The organism is Streptomyces sp. CB02980 (assembly GCF_014451325.2).
GTDB lineage: Bacteria > Actinomycetota > Actinomycetes > Streptomycetales > Streptomycetaceae > Streptomyces.
The window spans coordinates 172119-189000 of sequence record NZ_JACSCH020000014.1; the positions used below are offsets into that span (position 1 = coordinate 172119).

The 16882-nt window shown below is 73.8% G+C and carries 14 protein-coding genes; 10 read left to right on the forward strand and 4 right to left on the reverse strand.

Features of this window, described 5'->3' with window-relative positions:
- Nucleotides 1–154: 154 nt before the first annotated feature.
- Both E0F75_RS27300 and E0F75_RS27305 read left to right on the forward strand, forming a co-directional pair.
- Complete coding sequence (locus E0F75_RS27300) at nt 155–643, forward strand: hypothetical protein (RefSeq protein WP_073904294.1); 489 nt, start codon at nt 155–157, stop codon at nt 641–643.
- A gap of 96 nt (nt 644–739) precedes the next feature.
- Nucleotides 740–1621, forward strand: coding sequence for an oxygenase MpaB family protein (locus E0F75_RS27305; RefSeq protein ID WP_229313606.1), 882 nt, complete (start codon nt 740–742; stop codon nt 1619–1621).
- A gap of 156 nt (nt 1622–1777) precedes the next feature.
- On the opposite strand, the gene E0F75_RS27310 is transcribed toward E0F75_RS27305, so the two are convergent.
- Entirely contained in the window at nt 1778–3343 is a 1566-nt protein-coding gene (locus E0F75_RS27310; protein ID WP_229313607.1) for a M1 family metallopeptidase, read from the reverse strand.
- A gap of 224 nt (nt 3344–3567) precedes the next feature.
- On the opposite strand from E0F75_RS27310, the gene E0F75_RS27315 reads away from it, so the two are divergent.
- From E0F75_RS27315 to E0F75_RS27325, 3 genes are all read left to right on the forward strand, one after another.
- Nucleotides 3568–5622, forward strand: a complete 2055-nt coding sequence (locus tag E0F75_RS27315; protein WP_374115436.1) for a Xaa-Pro dipeptidyl-peptidase — start codon at nt 3568–3570, stop codon at nt 5620–5622.
- On the forward strand, nt 5619–6926 hold the full coding sequence (locus E0F75_RS27320; RefSeq protein ID WP_229313608.1) for a M14 family metallocarboxypeptidase: 1308 nt from the start codon (nt 5619–5621) through the stop codon (nt 6924–6926). The genes E0F75_RS27315 and E0F75_RS27320 overlap by 4 nt, the downstream gene beginning before the upstream one ends.
- Before the next feature lie 118 nt (nt 6927–7044).
- Nucleotides 7045–7347, forward strand: a complete 303-nt coding sequence (locus E0F75_RS27325) for a hypothetical protein (protein WP_229313609.1) — start codon at nt 7045–7047, stop codon at nt 7345–7347.
- An 83-nt stretch (nt 7348–7430) separates the two neighbouring features.
- On the opposite strand, the gene E0F75_RS27330 is transcribed toward E0F75_RS27325, so the two are convergent.
- Nucleotides 7431–8387, reverse strand: coding sequence for an FAD-dependent oxidoreductase (locus tag E0F75_RS27330; protein WP_229313610.1), 957 nt, complete (start codon nt 8385–8387; stop codon nt 7431–7433).
- An 82-nt stretch (nt 8388–8469) separates the two neighbouring features.
- Here E0F75_RS27330 and E0F75_RS27335 point away from each other — a divergent pair, with 82 nt between their 5' ends.
- From E0F75_RS27335 to E0F75_RS27350, 4 genes are all read left to right on the forward strand, one after another.
- Complete coding sequence (locus tag E0F75_RS27335) at nt 8470–9084, forward strand: hypothetical protein (protein WP_229313611.1); 615 nt, start codon at nt 8470–8472, stop codon at nt 9082–9084.
- Nucleotides 9085–9243: 159 nt separating this feature from the next.
- Nucleotides 9244–10881 (forward strand): ABC-F family ATP-binding cassette domain-containing protein, encoded by a 1638-nt coding sequence (locus E0F75_RS27340; RefSeq protein ID WP_229313612.1) that lies wholly within the window; start codon nt 9244–9246, stop codon nt 10879–10881.
- A gap of 100 nt (nt 10882–10981) precedes the next feature.
- Nucleotides 10982–11710, forward strand: a complete 729-nt coding sequence (locus tag E0F75_RS27345) for a 2-phosphosulfolactate phosphatase (protein ID WP_229313613.1) — start codon at nt 10982–10984, stop codon at nt 11708–11710.
- On the forward strand, nt 11707–12108 hold the full coding sequence (locus tag E0F75_RS27350; protein ID WP_030313656.1) for a hypothetical protein: 402 nt from the start codon (nt 11707–11709) through the stop codon (nt 12106–12108). Before E0F75_RS27345 ends, E0F75_RS27350 begins: the two co-directional genes overlap by 4 nt.
- 96 nt (nt 12109–12204) lie before the next feature.
- Here the strand turns inward: E0F75_RS27350 and E0F75_RS27355 are convergent, their stop codons facing one another.
- Complete coding sequence (locus E0F75_RS27355) at nt 12205–14709, reverse strand: Tex family protein (protein ID WP_229313614.1); 2505 nt, start codon at nt 14707–14709, stop codon at nt 12205–12207.
- Nucleotides 14710–14830: 121 nt separating this feature from the next.
- Nucleotides 14831–15700: a hypothetical protein gene (locus tag E0F75_RS27360; RefSeq protein WP_229313615.1), complete on the reverse strand. Its 870-nt coding sequence runs from the start codon at nt 15698–15700 to the stop codon at nt 14831–14833.
- Nucleotides 15701–15905: 205 nt separating this feature from the next.
- On the opposite strand from E0F75_RS27360, the gene E0F75_RS27365 reads away from it, so the two are divergent.
- The gene (locus E0F75_RS27365) at nt 15906–16877 is read left to right on the forward strand and encodes a GlxA family transcriptional regulator (RefSeq protein WP_229313616.1); all 972 of its coding nucleotides are present in this window, start codon (nt 15906–15908) and stop codon (nt 16875–16877) included.
- Nucleotides 16878–16882: the final 5 nt, after the last annotated feature.

Below are 16882 nucleotides of genomic sequence, written 5' to 3' on the forward strand. Positions count from 1 at the left end.
GTGTGGGGGGTTGTGCTGGCGCGGCACATACAATCAGCCGGGGTTACCTTCCGGTAGCCTTTGGATGCCGGGAATCTGGCCGGGTCCGCACGAACGCGACAACTCTCGCCGGGTAGCCCGAATTGTCGCTTTTTCTAGCAGGTAGAATGCGCGCATGACCCTCGCTTCGAACTCGACTGTCTTCAATATGGACCTCGGTCCGCTCAACCCTGTCTGGGCGGAGCTCATCCTCGGCCTGGTGCTGTTCGCCCTCACCTTCCTCATTCTGGCGAAGGGCATCCTGCCGAAGATCCGGCGCACCCTCGACGAGCGCGAGGACGCCATCGACGGCGGCACCGAGCGCGCCGACGACCTGCGCTCCGAGGCCACGCAGATCCGCGAGCAGTACGAGGCCGAGCTGGCCGAGGCCCGCCACGAGGCCGCCCGTATCCGCTCCAAGGCCGTCGAGGAGGGCTCGGTCGCCATCGCCGCCGCCCGCGCCGAGGGCAACGCCGAGCGCGAGTCGATCATCGCCGCCGGTTCGGCGAAGATCGCCGAGGAGCGCGCCGCCGCCGAGCGCGAGCTCAACGCCGATGTCGACGCCTGGGCCCACGCCCTCGCCGCCCGTATCGTCGGCGAGCCGGTCGGCGCCGACCGCGGCTGACCCGTACTCCCCGGAAGGGGCCGTCACCAGGGGCCGAAACGCCCGGGTGACGGCCCCTTCGTCGTGGGTGCAGCCTGGAGTGTGAGGAGAGACCCCATGGAAGAGACGAAGTCCGGTGTCCGGATCCCCGACGGCGATCCGGTGCCGCCGCCCGTCGGCGGCGTGCTGTGGAGCGTCGCCGGAGACATCCGGGCGCTCCTGATGCTTCCCGCCGCCCTCACGATGCAGGTCGCCCACCCCGCCATCGGCGCCGGCGTCGACGCCCACTCGGTCTTCCGCACCGACCCCTGGGGCCGCGGTGAACGCTCCCTGCGCTCGGTCCAGCTGTGGATCTACGGCGGCGAGGACGCCGCGCGGGAGGGACGCCGCCTCCGGCAGCTGCACCGCGACATCCAGGGCACCGACGCCCACGGGCGCCGCTACCACGCCCTGGCCCCCGCCTACTACTCCTGGGTGCACGCGACCGGCTTCCCCGTCTACGCGCACGGCCTCCGCCTCCTCGCCCGCCCCCTCACCGAGGCACAGCAACGGCAGCTGTACGCCGAGTGGCTCCAGGTCGGCAGGATCCTCGGCATCCACGACCGGGACATGCCGCAGACGATCGAGGAGTTCTGGCCGTACTACCGGAAGGTCCTCACGGACGAGCTGGAGGCCACCGTCGTCGTCCGGGAGCTGCTCGACCCCGACCAGCCCGTGCCCGCCCCCGACCGGGGTCCGCTGCCGGTCCGGCTCGCCCTCCGGCTGCTCTGGCCGGTCCTGCGCCGCCCGTTCCTGCGGCTGCGCGCCTTCCTCACCGTCGGCATGATGCCGCCGGACGCCCGGGAGGCCATCGGGCTCGCATGGACGGACGAGCAGGAGCGCGCGCTGCGCCGGTTCGCCCGGGTGGTCCGGGTGGTGGTCCCCGTCCTGCCGGAGCGGCTGCGCTATCTGCCGCTGGCCCGGAAAGCCCGAGAGGCCGCCCGCCGCGCGAAGCGCTGACGAACGGCCGGGGTGACCGTGGGCCGGTACCGCAGGAGCGACCGTACGGCCGGGGTGACCGTACGGCCCGGGTGACCGTGCGGCCGGGGTGACGGTACGGCCCGGGTGGCCGGTGCCTACCGCCGGAGCGGCCGTAGGCACCGGTCACCGCACCGCTCAGTGGCCGCCGTGGCGCTCCGACTCGTGGACCGTGTTCGTCGCCGCGATCTTCTTCCAGGACTTCGGCTGGGCCGGCTTCGGCTGCGCGGTCCTCGGCGCCGCCGCACGCGCGGACGACGACGTGCCGGCCGGCGCCGCGGCCGGCGCGGACAGACCGGCCGCCGCCGCGGTCGAAGCGGCCGGCTTCGACGGCTCGTACAGCCAGGTGTCGAAGAGCTCGGCCAGCGGCTTGCCGGAGACCTTCTCGGCGTACCGCACGAAGTCGGCGACCCGCGCGTTGCCGTAGGCGAACCGCTGCGGCCAGCCCTTCAGGATCGCGAAGAAGTCCTCGTCGCCGATCTCGTTGCGCAGCGCCTGGAGTGCCAGCGCGCCCCGGTCGTAGACGGCGATGTGGAACTGGTTCTCCGCGCCCGGGTCACCCGGCTTCACCGTCCAGAACGGGTCCTCGGCCGTCCGCGTGGCGTACACGTAGTCCGCCAGCTCCTGGGCCGTGCCCTCGCCCTCCTTCTCCGACCACAGCCACTGGCTGTAGCGGGCGAAGCCCTCGTTGACCCAGATGTCCTTCCAGTCGCGGACGGACACGCTGTCGCCGTACCACTGGTGCGCCAGCTCGTGGACGACCACCGACACGTTCGCGCCGTTGGCGAACTGCCGCGGGCTGTAGAACGGACGGGTCTGCGTCTCCAGGGCGAAGCCGCTCGTCACGTTCGGCACGTATCCGCCGAGGGCGTTGAAGGGGTACGGCCCGAAGACCCCCTCCAGCCACTCCGCGACCTCCGTCGTGCGCTCGATCGAGGCGCGTGCGGCGCCGTCGTTGTCGCCGAGGTCCTTGCTGTACGCGTTGAGGACCGGCAGCCCGTTCGCCGTCCTGTCCGTCGTGATGTCGAACTTGCCGACGGCCAGTGTGGCCAGATACGTCGCCTGCGGCTTGTTGGAGCGCCAGTTGAAGCGGGTCCAGCCGAGGCGCGAGGACTGCGACTGCAGCACGCCGTTGCTGATGGCCTGGGTGCCGTCCGGCACCGAGACGGAGACGTCGAAGGTGGCCTTGTCCAGCGGGTGGTCGTTGGACGGGAACCACCAGGCGGCCGAGTCCGGCTCCTGCGCGGCGACGCCGCCGTCGGGGGTGCGGGCCCAGGCCGTCCAGCCGTCGATCTTCACCTCGGAGGGCTTGCCCGCGTAGCGGACGACGATCGAGAGGGGCTTGTTCTTCTCCAGCGGGGTGGCCGGGGTGACCTCCAGCTCGTGGGAGCCCGAGGTGGCGAACTTCGCCACGCGGCCGTTGACCCGGACCTCGCTGACCTTCAGGCCGAGGTCGAGGTTGAACCGGGAGAGGTTCTGCTTGGTGGTGGCGACGATCGTCGCCGTGCCCTCCAGCAGGTCCGTGGCGGGCTGGTACGTCAGGCGCAGGTCGTAGTGGGAGACGTCGTAGCCGCCGTTGCCACTGGTGGGGTAGTAGGAGTCGCCGATGCCCGGGGCCCCAGGGGTGAAGTCGGCCGCCGATGCCGGGATCGCCAGCAGCAGGGAGGCCGCGAGGGCGCTCGGAACGATGATTCTGCGGTGCACAGGTGCTCCCCAAGTCATAAGAAAGTAAGACGCGCGGGTGGTCGTCGGTCCTTAGTCCGGACACTATTCAGTGCCCCGACGCACCGTCACGTCCAGAGGACCCCCTGTCACACGATCGCCATTCGGCCGACATGAACCCATCCGGCACAGGAATCAACCGGAATCCCCCCTGATTGCCTCCGGCACTCTTTTGCACGGGAGTTGACCGGGGTACGTTCCCGCCCATGCCGATGCGAATGCGGAGAACCCGCGGAGCCCGACTGCCGTACGGAACCCTCGTGGCCGCGGCCACGGCCGCCCTGCTCGCGACCCTGGTCACGCCCGCCGGAGCCCAGCCGGAGCCCGCCGCGCCCACCGGGTCCGCCGCGCTGCCCGCGTCCCTCGCGCCGGCGGTACGGGAGTCCCGGCCCGTCCACTCGTACGCCGACGCCATCCGCGAGTCCGTCTGGGTCGACACCGGACTCGACGGCGACGGCGACGGGCGCACGGACCGGGTCGCCGTCGACATCGTCCGCCCCCGGGAGACCGCCGCGGCCGGCCGGAAGATCCCGGTCATCATGGACGCCAGCCCGTACTACGCCTGCTGCGGACGCGGGAACGAGAGCCAGAAGAAGACCTACGACGCGGACGGAGACCCCGTCCAGTTCCCGCTGTTCTACGACAACTTCTTCGTCCCGCGCGGCTACGCCTTCGTCGCCGTCGACCTCGCCGGCACCAACCGCTCCGACGGCTGCGACGACGTCGGCGGCCGCTCCGACGTCCAGTCGGCCAAGGCCGTCGTCGACTGGCTGAACGGCCGCGCCCGCGGCTACAGCTCCCGCACGGGGGACACCCGGTCCCGCGCCACCACCTGGAGCACCGGGAACGTCGGCATGATCGGCAAGAGCTGGGACGGCACCATCGCCAACGGCGTCGCCGCCACCGGCGTCGAAGGGCTGAAAACGATCGTCCCGATCGGCGCCATCTCCTCCTGGTACGACTACTTCCACTCCCAGGGAGCCCCGCTCTACAACGCCAACCCGAGCTGGCTCTCCGAGTACGTCAACAGCCCCGAGGCGCAGGCCCGCTGCGGCGCCGTCCAGGACCGCATCACCGCCGGCACCCCGTACAGCGGAGACCGCACGGCCGCCTGGACCGAGCGGGACCACGTACGGAACGCGGCCAAGGTGAAGGCCAGCGTCTTCGTCGTGCACGGGCAGCAGGACCTCAACGTGCGCGCCAACCAGTTCGGACAGTGGTGGGACGCCCTCGGCGCCCAGGGAGTCGAACGGAAGATCTGGCTCTCCCAGACCGGCCACGTCGACCCCTTCGACTTCCGGCGCGCCGACTGGGTCCGCACCCTGCATCGCTGGTTCGACCACTACCTCCTCGGCTACGAGAACGGCATCGACCGCGAACCGGTCGCCGACATCGAGCGCGCCCCGGACCGCTGGACCACCGACCGCCAGTGGCCGCCGCGCGGCACCGCAGGCACCACCCTGCGCCCCGCCCCCGGCGCGGCACCCGGGCCCGGCGTCCTCGGCCGCGCCCCCGCCGCCCCCGGCTCCACCGCGGCCTTCACCGACGACCCCGGTCTGGGCGAGCTCGACTGGGCGGCCCGGATCGACGGAGCGACCCCCGAGAAGGCCGGGTTCGTCACCCGTCCCCTCTCCCGCGACCTGCGGATCTCCGGCTCCTCGAAGGTGACGGTCACCGCCACCCCGACCACCGCCACCGCACATCTCTCCGCCGTCCTCGTGGACCTCGGACCGGACACGATCCGCGACTACGGGGCCGCGGGCGAGGGCATCACCACCCTCACCGCACGCACCTGCTGGGGCGCGAGCACCCCCGGCGACAGCGCCTGCTTCAAGGAGACGGAGGCGCGCACGGCGCACGTCGGCTACACGGTCGTCAGCCGGGGCTGGGCCGATCTCGGCACCTGGGCCGACCCGCGCGAGGAGCGCCCGCTGACCCCCGGCAGGGCGTACACGATGACCCTGGACCTCGCCGCCACCGACCACGTCGTCCCGGCCGGACACCGTCTCGCCCTGATCGTCGGCGGCACCGACAAGGACCTGCTCGACCCTCCGTCGACCACCCCGACCCTGACCCTCGACCTCGCCCGCACCTGGGCGAAGCTGCCGCTCGTCGGCGGCGCCGAGGCCTTCGGCCGGGCCACCTCGGGTCCGTACCAGGCCGTGCCCTCGCTCACCCCCGCCGCCCCCTCGCTGAGCGGCGCCGTACCGCCGGCCGCCGTCGCCGGCCCGCGCCTGCCGGGATTCGGAGCCGCCCGATGAACCCCCGTACCGGACACCGGAGTTCCCGGCGCGCCGTCGCCCTCGTGGCGGGCGCCGCCGCCCTCGCCCTGCCCCTCGTCACCGTCCCGGCGAAGGCGGCGGACAGCGCGCCCGTGAAGCCGCTGCCGCGCACCGGATTCGAGACGAGCCGGGGCGCCCGATGGACCACCGAGGCCGAGGAACGGGACTTCCTCGCGGCCGTCGACCGGGGCAGCGCACGTCTGTCGCTGCGGGTCATCGGCACCACCGCCCAGGGCCGCCCGCTCCGGCTCGCCACCCTCGGTACGGGCCGCACCGCCGTGCTGCTCGTCTGCAGCCAGCACGGTGACGAACCCGCGGGCCGGGAGGCCTGTCTGAGCACGGTGCGCGACCTCGCCCACGCCCGGGACCGGGAGACCCTGCGCTTCCTCGCCCGGACGACCCTCCTCGTCGTGCCCACCGCCAACCCCGACGGCCGGGAGGCCGACACCCGGGGCAACGCCGACGGTGTCGACGTCAACCGCGACCACCTCGCCCTGCGCACCGCCGAGGCGCGCGCGGTCGCCGCGGTCATCCGCGACCGGCGGCCCGAACTCGTCTACGACCTGCACGAGTACGGTGCCACCCCCCGGTACTACGACAAGGACCTGCTCGCCCTCTGGCCGCGCAGCCTCGACGCGGACCCGCACGTCCACGACGAGTCCCGGACCCTCTCCGAGGAGTACGTCCGACCCGCCGCCGGGCTCGCCGGGTACAGCAGCGGCATCTACGGCATCTGGACCGACCCCCTCACCGGCAAGCCGCTCAAGCAGGTCGCGGGCGACGGCCAGGAGCGGATCCTGCGGAACACCGCCGGGATCAAGCACTCCGTGGGCCTGCTCGTGGAGACCCGGGTGGACGCCTTCGACGAGGCCGAGCAGAACGACCCGGCGCGTAACCACCGGCGCCGTGTCGCCACCCAACACGCCGCCCTGGAAGGGGCCTTCGACTACCTCGACGAGCGGCGCGGGCCGCTCACGGCGGTCACCTCCGCTGCCCGGCGCGCCGGATACGCCGACCGTGGCCCGGTCTTCCTCGGCGGCGCCGACAACGACCCGCCGGAGCCGTCGGAGATCCTCGCCGACCCTCCCTGCGGCTATCGGCTGTCCGCCGCGCAGTACGCGGAGGCGGGCGACGAACTCGCCCTGCACGGCGTCGCCGTGCGGCCGGAGGGCGAGGGGGTGTTCGTCCCCCTCGCCCAGTCGCGGCGCGCGCTCGTGGCACTGCTCCTGGACGGGCGGGCCACCTATCACCTCGTCAGTGGCAGTCCTGTGGAGGAGTGTTGACGATCACGTGCCGTACAGGCCGGAGTGGCGTGAATCCATCGTTTGCCGAGGTAAAGTTACCGATTGGTACTGACCATGCCTCGAACAGGTCCCCACGGCCTGGAAGTTGGAGAACACCATGCGCACCACCACGACCGCACGTCGCGTCCTCACGTCCGTGCTCGCCACGACGCTGCTCGCCGGCGGCGTGCTGCTCGGGCAGACGGTGACCGCCGAGCCCGCGGCCGCAGCCAAGATGACCTGCAACATCAGCCAGCTGAGGCACGACGCCCAGAAGGAGCGCAACCGCGCCGCGCAGCTCAGGGGTCTCGGTGCCCACGCGGAGGCCCGCAACGCCCTCGCCCGCGCCAACGCCCTGGAGACGCGCGCCCGCCAGTGCGAGGACGCGGAGAACAACAACAAGCCCCCGCTCTGGAAGTAGGAACACACGCCGGGAAAGCGATCCGGTGAGCAAACGCGGGGCGGGTGCTGTCCGAAAGGGCAGCACCCGCCCCGCGGCCGTTCTCACGCCTCCGCCAGCTCCGCCGCCCGCTCCGCGCAGCCCCAGGCCACCGTGACGCCCGCGCCCCCGTGCCCGTAGTGGTGCACCAGACGCCCGCCGCCCGGCAGCGGCACCGCCTCGATCCGGACTCCGCCCACCCGCGCCGGACGCAGGCCCACCCGGTGGCCGAGCACCCGCGCCCCCGCGATCTCCGGCCGCACCCGCGCGCACCGCGCCACGATCGCCGCCGCCGTCGCCGGATCGGGCTCCGTCCGCTCGTCGTCCTCCTCGGCCGTCCCGCCCAGGACCAGCCGCCCCGGCTGCGGGAAGAAGTACGTCGTCTCGCCGGCCCCCGCGTCCGCCGAGGTGAACCACTCCTCGATCCCCGGGTTCTCCACCAGGACCAACTGCCCCCGCACCGGTCGCAGTCCGGGATCCGGTACGAGTTCCCGCGCCGCAGCCCCCGTGCAGTCGACGACCACCCGCGCCCCGGCCGCCGCCTCCCCGAAGCCGCCGACCGTACGCCGCTCGAAGACCCCGCCGGCCGCCTCGAACCGGTCCCGCAGCCAGGCCAGATGGACCGGCATGTCGATCAGCGGCAACCGTGCCGCGAGACCCACGTCGTACGGCCCCGGCACCTCCTCGGGCGCCAGCTGCCGAAGGCCCGGCACCTCCCGCGCCCAGGAGCCCAGCCCGTCCAGGACGGTGTCCGCGTGGACCCCGGCCACCCACCGCACCCCCGTGCGCTCCGGATCGGCGGCCAGCTCGCCGTACACCCGCAACGAGACCAACGCCCAGGCGCCCGCCTCCTCCTCGGGCTCGATCCGGTACGGCCACCACAGGGCCCCGGCCACCGCCGAGGTCGTCGCCGTCACCTCGTCCCGCGACCAGACCCGCACCCGAAGGCCGCGCTCCGCCAGCGTCACCGCGGTCGTCAGACCGACGACCCCGCCACCCACCACGATCACGTCGCTCTCCATGCCCCGGACCGTACCGGGACCGGGACATTTCCGGGACGGACCAGCCATGGAACGAGGACCCCGACCGGGGAATGCTGGAGGCATGCCGGCCGTGTACACGACTCTCGACCTCGCCCCCGCCGTCCTCCCGGACGGCGGTGGTGTCCTCCCCGGGGCCTTCGCCCGGCCCCGCCCCCGCCCCGAGGACCTCGACCTCGTCGTCGACGGCAGAGCGCTGCTCCACCGGCTCGACGAGGCCGAGGGCGTCGACACGGTCTCGCCGCTGGCCGGCGACCTCCCGCCCGCCCTCCGCGCCGAGCACGTCCACGGGCTCCTCGACCCGGACGCGGACGCCGGCCCCGCGGGCTCGCTCACGGGCGGCCGCCGGGTGATCTACTCCTGCCCCGACTGCGAGGACCTCGGCTGCGGAGCCGTCACCGCCGTGGTCGAGCACGACGGCGAGGACGTCGTCTGGCGCGACTTCGCCTGGCAGACCGGCCCCACCGCGGACCCGGCCCGCGAGGGCTACCCCGGCGTGGGCCCGTACCGCTTCCACCGGGCGACGTACCGGACCGTCCTGCGGCGCCTCGGAACGGAGCCCCGGACCGAGCTCCGGACGGCCCCCCCGATCGCCCCCCGGCCGGAGGCCCGCGCGCGGCCCCGGGTCGAGCCCCGGACGGAGGCCTCCACGGGGCCCCGGGCGGAGGCCCGCAGGTAGGCGTCCCGTGGAGTCCCGCACCCGGCCCGTGGAAGCCCCGCACGGGGCTCCGTCCGTGGTCCCGCAGGCCGCCCCGGACGGAGTCTCGGCCGGAGGCACCCGCCCCACGTCCCCGACCGGGGCGGAGCCGGTCCGCCGTCGCCTAGGATTCGTACCCTGATGACTGCAACCCTCGTCGCCAAGGACCTCGCCGCCGGCCACGGCGAACGCACCCTCTTCGCCGCGCTCGACCTCGTCGTCGCCCCCGGCGACGTCATCGGCCTCGTCGGCGTCAACGGCGCCGGCAAGTCGACCCTGCTGCGGCTGCTCGCCGGGCTCGACACCCCGGAGGAGGGGGAGCTCCGGCTCTCCCCGCCCACCGCCGCCGTCGGCCACCTCCCGCAGGAGCCGGAGCGGCGCGCGGGGGAGACCGTGCGGGAGTTCCTCGCCCGGCGCACCGGCGTCGCCGCCGCCCAGACGGCGATGGACGAGGCCACCCAGGGCCTCGTCGACGGCACGCCCGGCGCCGACGACGCGTACGCGATCACCCTGGAGCGCTGGCTGAACCTCGGCGGCGCCGACCTCGACGAGCGCGCCGACGAGGTCGCCGACTCGCTCGGCCTCACCGTCGGCCTCGACCAGCCGATGACCTCCCTCTCCGGCGGTCAGGCCGCCCGTGCCGGCCTCGCCTCCCTGCTGCTCTCCCGCTACGACGTCTTCCTGCTCGACGAGCCCACCAACGACCTCGACCTCGACGGGCTCGAGCGCCTCGAAGGCTTCGTGAAGGGGCTGCGCGCCGGCACGGTCGTCATCAGCCACGACCGCGAGTTCCTCACCCGTACGGTCACCAAGGTCCTCGAACTCGACCTCGCCCAGCAGCAGATCACGCTGTACGGCGGCGGTTACGAGGCCTACCTGGAGGAGCGGGACAGGGCCAGGCGGCACGCGCGCGAGGACTTCGACGAGTACGCGGGCAAGAAGGCGGCCCTCGAAGCGCGCGGCCACATGCAGCGGTCCTGGATGGACAAGGGCGTCAAGAACGCCCGCCGCAAGTCCACCGACAGCGACAAGCTCGGCCGCAACGCGCGCAGCGAGGCCAGCGAGAAGCAGGCCGCGAAGGCCCGCCAGACCCAGCGCATGATCGAGCGCCTCGACGTCGTCGACGAGCCCCGCAAGGAGTGGGAGCTCCGCATGGAGATCGCGGCCGCTCCGCGCTCCGGCTCGGTCGTCGCGACCCTCCGCGAGGCCGAGGTGCGCCGCGGCGACTTCTCCTTCGGCCCCGTCACGCTGCAGATCGACTGGGCCGACCGGGTCGCCGTCACCGGGGCCAACGGCGCCGGGAAGTCGACCCTGCTCGCCGCCCTGCTCGGCCGGCTGCCGCTCGACTCCGGGGACGCGGTCCTCGGCTCGGGCGTCGTCGTCGGGGAGGTCGACCAGGCCCGCAAGCTCTTCCACGGTACGGAGACGCTCCTGGAGGCGTTCTGCGCGGCCGTGCCGGAGACGGAGCCCGCCGAGGTCCGTACCCTGCTGGCCAAGTTCGGCCTCAAGGCCGTCCATGTGATGCGGCCCGCCACCACGCTCTCCCCGGGCGAGCGGACCCGCGCCGCGCTCGCCCTGCTCCAGGGCCGGGGCGTGAACCTGCTCGTCCTCGACGAGCCGACGAACCACCTGGACCTGCCGGCCATCGAGCAGCTGGAGTCCGCGCTCGACTCGTACACCGGCACCCTGCTGCTCGTCACCCACGACCGGCGGATGCTCGACGCGGTCCGCACCACGCGGCGCGTCGAGGTCGCCGACGGCAAGGTCACCGAGCTCTGATGACCGCCTCGCACACGGCGGGCCGGGGGCTCGCGACGACGGCCGTGTGTGCGGCACGGCGGGCCGCGACGCCGGTCCCGTGCGTCGGCCGGGGCCCGCGATGACGGTCTCGTTCGGCTGGGGACCCGTCGAGGCGAGGGTCCTCGCCCCCTCGGCCGGCTGCGTGGTCGTCGTCGACGTGCTGTCCTTCACCACCGCCGTAGGCGTCGCCGTCGAGGCCGGCGCGGCCGTCCACCCGTACCGGTGGCGGGACGCGACGGCCGTCGCGTACGCGGAGAGCGTCGGCGCGACGCTCGCCGTCGGGCGCCGCGAGGCGACCCCCGAGCACCCGTGGTCGCTCTCCCCGGCGGCCCTGCGCGCCGCCCCGACGCCGCCGCGCCTGGTCCTGCCCTCGCCGAACGGCTCCACCATCGCGGCGGAGGCCGGTGACGCGGTCGTCGTCGCCGCGTCCCTGCGCAACCACTCGGCCGTCGTCCGCTGGCTCACGCGGCAGGGGTACGGCTCCGCCGAACGCCCGGTCACGGTCATCGCGTCCGGCGAGCGGTGGCCGGACGGTTCGCTGCGCCCGGCGCTCGAGGACCTGCTCGGTGCTGGCGCCGTCCTCGCCGGGCTGCGGGCCGCGGGCCCGCACATCCTCACCCCGGAGGCGACCGCGGCGGCCACGCTGTGGGCGGCCACCGAGGACCCGGTCGCCGCCTTGCACGGCTGTGACTCGGGTCGTGAACTGTACGAGTACGGCTTTCCGCAGGACGTGGCCGTGGCCGCCGAGACCGACAGCTCGACGACCGTCCCCGTTCTCGTGGACGGCGCATTCCAGGAGGCACCATGACCGACCTACTGACCCGGCTGACCGAGATGCTGGACGATCTCGACGCCGACGTGGACGAGACGATCGACCTCGCCGACGAGATCGCCGCCTCGGGCGACGCCGGTCTCCTGCCGCGTCTCCAGGCGGAGCTGGATCGCGCCCTCACCGAGCGGAACGCCTACGCCCGTGAGCTCCTCGGCGGCGTCGTCGCGGCGATCGGGGGCCCGGAGGCCCTGCCGACCCTGATCCGCGCCTCCGCCGTCGACCTCGGTGACGACCAGGACGGTCTGGCCACCGAGATCGTCGATCTGGTCCAGGCCGACCCGAAGGCGGCCCGGGACCTCCTCCAGCCGCTGACGGAGGACGACGACCTCTCCGTCGCCAACCGCGCCGACTGGGCCCTGCGCTTCCTGCCGTAGCGGGGGCAGCGCGACCGGCTCGGGGTCCACCGGTAGCCGCCGCAGTCCCCGTGGCCCGAAGGGGGCACACGGGGACGACTACGACGACGTGTCCCGTCAGCGGCGCTTGCCGCCGCCCTCGCCCAGCAGACCCGCCTTGCGGAGGGCGTCGGCCATCGCGCTGTTCGCGGGCGCGGGAGCGGACGCCCGGTCCCGGCCACCCCGCTCGGGCTGCCCGCCGCGACCGCCCTGGCCACCCTGGCCGCCCTGGCCGCCCTGCCCGTTCCGGCCGCCGCGGTCGCCCTGACCGCCACGGTCCCCGCGCTCGGCCCGGCGGCCACCGCCACCGCCGCCACCGCCGCCCTGCCGCTGCTGCGGCGGCCGGCCGGAGCGCTCGCCCCGGTCGCCGCGCTCGCGCTTGGGAGCCCCGTCCGAGGCCTCCGCACCGGACTGGTCGTCGAGCCGCAGCGTCAGCGAGATCCGCTTGCGCGGGATGTCGACGTCGAGGACCTTCACCTTGACCACGTCGCCGGGCTTCACCACGTCGCGCGGGTCCTTCACGAAGGTCTTCGACATCGCGGAGACGTGCACCAGACCGTCCTGGTGCACACCGATGTCCACGAACGCCCCGAAGGCGGCCACATTGGTGACGACGCCCTCAAGGACCATCCCGGACACCAGGTCGCCGATCTTCTCGACGCCCTCCGCGAAGGTCGCGGTCCGGAACGCCGGACGCGGGTCGCGGCCCGGCTTCTCCAGCTCGCGCAGGATGTCCGTCACGGTCGGCAGACCGAAGGTCTCGTCCACGAAGTCGTCGGCCCGCAGCGAGCGCAGCGTCCCGGTGTCGCCGACGAGCGCCGCGACCTCGCCGCCCGTCGCCTTCACCATCCGGCGCACCACCGGGTACGCCTCCGGGTGCACCGAGGAGGAGTCGAGCGGGTCGTCGCCGCCCCGGATGCGCAGGAAGCCCGCGCACTGCTCGTACGCCTTCGGGCCCAGCCGGGCCACGTCCTTGAGCGCCCGGCGGGAGCGGAAGGGGCCGTTGGCGTCCCGGTGCGCGACGATGTTCTCCGCGAGCCCCGAGCTGATGCCGGAGACCCGCGAAAGGAGCGGCGTGGAGGCGGTGTTGACGTCGACGCCGACACCGTTCACACAGTCCTCGACGACCGCGTCGAGCGAGCGGGAGAGCTTCACCTCGGCCAGGTCGTGCTGGTACTGGCCGACGCCGATGGACTTCGGGTCGATCTTCACCAGCTCGGCGAGCGGGTCCTGGAGACGGCGGGCGATGGAGACCGCACCGCGCAACGACACGTCGAGGCCCGGGAGTTCCTGCGAGGCGAACGCGGAGGCCGAGTAGACCGAGGCGCCGGCCTCCGAGACCATCACCTTGGTCAGCTTCAACTCGGGGTGCTTGGCGAGGAGTTCGGCCGCCAGCTTGTCGGTCTCGCGGGAGGCCGTGCCGTTGCCGATCGCGACCAGCTCGACCGCGTGCTCCTTCGCGAGACGCGCCAGCCTGTCCAGCGCCTGGTCCCACTTGTTGGCCGGCACGTGCGGGTAGATCGTGTCGGTGGCGACGACCTTGCCGGTCGCGTCGACCACGGCGACCTTCACGCCGGTACGGAAGCCGGGGTCGAGGCCGAGCGTCGCCCGGGTGCCGGCCGGCGCGGCGAGCAGCAGGTCGCGCAGGTTCGCCGCGAAGACCCGGACCGCCTCGTCCTCGGCGGCCGTCCGCAGCCGCAGCCGCAGGTCGATCCCGAGGTGCACGAGGATGCGGGTCCGCCAGGCCCAACGGACCGTGTCCTGGAGCCACTTGTCTCCGGGGCGCCCCCGGTCGGCGACGCCGAAGCGACCCGCGACGATCCCCTCGTACGAGGAGGGGCCGGGGAGCTCGGAGGGCTCCTCCGGCTCCAGGTCGAGGCTGAGTACGTCCTCCTTCTCGCCGCGCAGCATGGCCAGCACGCGGTGCGAGGGCAGGGCCGTGAAGGGCTCGGTGAAGTCGAAGTAGTCGGCGAACTTGGACCCCGCCTCCTCCTGTCCCTCACGGACCTTCGCCACCAGCCGGCCGCGGCCCCACATGCGCTCACGCAGCTCGCCGATGAGGTCGGCGTCCTCGGAGAACGTCTCGGCGAGGATCGCCCGCGCGCCCTCCAGGGCCGCGGCGGCGTCGGCGACGCCCTTGTCCGCGTCCACGAAGGCCGCGGCGGCGGCCGCCGGCTCCACGGACGGGTCGGCCAGCAGCCCCTCCGCCAGCGGCCCCAGACCGGCCTCACGGGCGATCTGGGCCTTCGTCCGGCGCTTCGGCTTGAAGGGCAGGTAGATGTCCTCCAGACGCGCCTTGGTGTCGGCCGCCCGGATGCGGGCCTCGAGCTCCTCCGTCAGCTTGCCCTGCTCGCGTACCGAGTCGAGGATCGCCGACCGGCGGTCCTCCAGCTCGCGCAGATAGCGCAGCCGCTCCTCCAGGGTGCGGAGCTGCGCGTCGTCGAGCATCTCCGTCGCTTCCTTGCGGTAGCGGGCGATGAACGGCACGGTCGAACCGCCGTCGAGCAGCTCGACGGCTGCCTTCACCTGTCGCTCGCGTACGCCGAGTTCCTCGGCGATCCTTGCTTCGATGGACGTCGTCACGGTGTCCCGACTCGCCTTCTCGTGCCTCAAGCTTGCGAGTGCATTGTGCCGGGTCGGTCACCCGTACGCGGTAACCGGCCCGTCCCGCGCGCGTCCCGGGGGCCTCCGGGCGCCCCCGCGGTCACTCCTTGCCGACGAGATCCGCCGGGAAGGCGCCCGCGACGGCGGCCGTGACCAGGAAGCCGCGCCCCAGCTCGGTGAGCCGCTCGACCCCGGCCGCGCCGAGGTGCTCGTACGGCGCGGCGTCGAGCCGGTCGGTGTGCTCCTCGAGCTCGTCGCGGAGGGCCGCACCCGCCTCGGTCAGCTCGCCTTCGGCGTCGAGCAGCCCGCGCCCGCGCAGCCGCTCCGCCGCGGCCTCCCAGTCGGCGCGCCGCCAGCCGCGGGAGCCGAGCACCCAGCGCGGGGTCATGCCCTTGCCGGTGGCGGTGTGGGACACCAGGGCCTCGACGGGGTCGAGGCCGGCCGAGAGCAGGGCCGCGAGGTGCCCGTCGCCCCGGTGCTCGCGCAGCAGGGTGGCGGCGTGCCAGTAGGCGAGGTGGGGCTCCTCGGGCACCGGCAGGTCCGCGTGGGCCGAGTAGAGCGGCCGGGCGTGCCGGGTGCAGGCCTCGGTGGCGCGCAGCGCGAGCTCCGCCGCCTCGGCCATCTCCGCGGAGGCGACCGTCTCCTCGCCGAGCAGCCGGCGCAGGGTGGCGTCGGCGGTGCGCAGCCGCGCGTCCAGGACCTGGGCGGGGGAGGCGGTCTCCCAGACGGCCGGGAGGTGCCGGGCGAGCAGCTCGTGGTGGTAGTTGTAGAAGGTCGCGGCGACCGTGCCGGGGCCCACCGCGCCGAGGGCTGCGCTGCGCGAGGCGAGCCGCATCGCGGTCTGGTCGGTGAAGCCCAGGGCGCCGAACTCGCGGTCCAGGTCGGGCGAGAAGTAGAGCGTGGAGTGCAGCGGGTTGAGGGCGTTGTGGCAGCGGCGTCCCGCGCGGGGCGGCAGAGCAGTCGTCGTCATGCCCGAAGGTTACCGACTGGTCGGTACGACGGGAACGGTCGGGACCGCGCCAGAGACCGGTACCGGCTGTTCCACTGGCCGTTCCAGTGGCCGTTCCAGAACTCGTTCCCGGGGCCGCTTCCGGGCTCGTGCCCCGGCAGACCATGGCAGAAAAGGTGGGATCGGCGTCATTGCGGCCGTCCCGGGCTCCTCCCAGGATGGAGGCATGACGCAGCGACCCGTTCTCGTCGTCCTCTTCGACGGCGTGCAGAGCCTCGACGTCACCGGCCCCTACGAGGTGTTCGCCGGTGCCGGCCGCGCCTCCGGCGACCCGGACGCGTACCCGATCCGCACCGCCTCCCTGGACGGCGGTCCCGTCCGTACCCACAGCGGACTGCGTCTGCTCCCCGACACCACCCTCGCCGAGGCGGTCGCCGACGGCGCACCGCACACCCTCGTGGTCCCCGGCGGCGAGGGCACCCGGGAACCCGCTCCGGCCCTGATCGACTGGCTCCGCACCCACGCCCCGAAGGCCGGGCGTCTGGTCTCCGTCTGCACGGGGGCGTTGCTCCTCGCCGAGGCGGGGCTCCTCGACGGTCACCGGGCGACCACCCACTGGGTGGCCTGCGACCACCTGGCCCGCTGCTACCCCGAGGTCGAGGTGGACCCGGACCCCATCTTCGTCCGGGACGGACGGCTCTCCACCTCCGCCGGGGTCACCGCCGGCATCGACCTGGCCCTCGCCCTGGTCGAGGAGGACCTCGGCCGGGACATCGCCCTCACCGTCGCCCGGCACCTGGTCGTCTTTCTGCGCCGCCCCGGCAACCAGGCCCAGTTCAGCGTCCAGCTCGCCGCCCAGACCGCCCGCCGGGAGCCGCTGCGCGACCTCCAGCAGTGGATCACCGAGCACCCCGACGGCGACCTCTCCGTGGAGGCCCTCGCCACCCGCGCCCGGCTCTCGCCCCGCCACTTCGCCCGCGCCTTCCAGGCCGAGACGGGCACGACCCCCGGCCGCTACGTCGACCGGGTACGGCTCGAACACGCCCGCCGCCTCCTGGAGGAGACCTCCCGCGGCGTCGAGGAGGTCGCCCGCGCCTCGGGCTACGGCACCCCCGAGGCGATGCGCCGCGCCTTCACCAAGGCCCTCGGCACAGCTCCCGCCGACTACCGCCGCCGCTTCCACTCACCCGTCAGCTGAAAGGC

Excerpts from the sequence above, each read along its gene's own strand:
- E0F75_RS27300 (WP_073904294.1), top strand. The coding sequence starts at position 155 with ATGACCCTCGCTTCGAACTCGACTGTCTTCAATATGGACCTCGGTCCG.
- E0F75_RS27305 (WP_229313606.1), top strand. The coding sequence starts at position 740 with ATGGAAGAGACGAAGTCCGGTGTCCGGATCCCCGACGGCGATCCGGTG.
- E0F75_RS27315 (WP_374115436.1), top strand. The coding sequence starts at position 3,568 with ATGCCGATGCGAATGCGGAGAACCCGCGGAGCCCGACTGCCGTACGGA.
- E0F75_RS27320 (WP_229313608.1), top strand. The coding sequence starts at position 5,619 with ATGAACCCCCGTACCGGACACCGGAGTTCCCGGCGCGCCGTCGCCCTC.
- E0F75_RS27325 (WP_229313609.1), top strand. The coding sequence starts at position 7,045 with ATGCGCACCACCACGACCGCACGTCGCGTCCTCACGTCCGTGCTCGCC.
- E0F75_RS27330 (WP_229313610.1), bottom strand. The coding sequence starts at position 8,387 with ATGGAGAGCGACGTGATCGTGGTGGGTGGCGGGGTCGTCGGTCTGACG.
- E0F75_RS27335 (WP_229313611.1), top strand. The coding sequence starts at position 8,470 with ATGCCGGCCGTGTACACGACTCTCGACCTCGCCCCCGCCGTCCTCCCG.
- E0F75_RS27340 (WP_229313612.1), top strand. The coding sequence starts at position 9,244 with ATGACTGCAACCCTCGTCGCCAAGGACCTCGCCGCCGGCCACGGCGAA.
- E0F75_RS27345 (WP_229313613.1), top strand. The coding sequence starts at position 10,982 with ATGACGGTCTCGTTCGGCTGGGGACCCGTCGAGGCGAGGGTCCTCGCC.
- E0F75_RS27350 (WP_030313656.1), top strand. The coding sequence starts at position 11,707 with ATGACCGACCTACTGACCCGGCTGACCGAGATGCTGGACGATCTCGAC.
- E0F75_RS27360 (WP_229313615.1), bottom strand. The coding sequence starts at position 15,700 with ATGACGACGACTGCTCTGCCGCCCCGCGCGGGACGCCGCTGCCACAAC.
- E0F75_RS27365 (WP_229313616.1), top strand. The coding sequence starts at position 15,906 with ATGACGCAGCGACCCGTTCTCGTCGTCCTCTTCGACGGCGTGCAGAGC.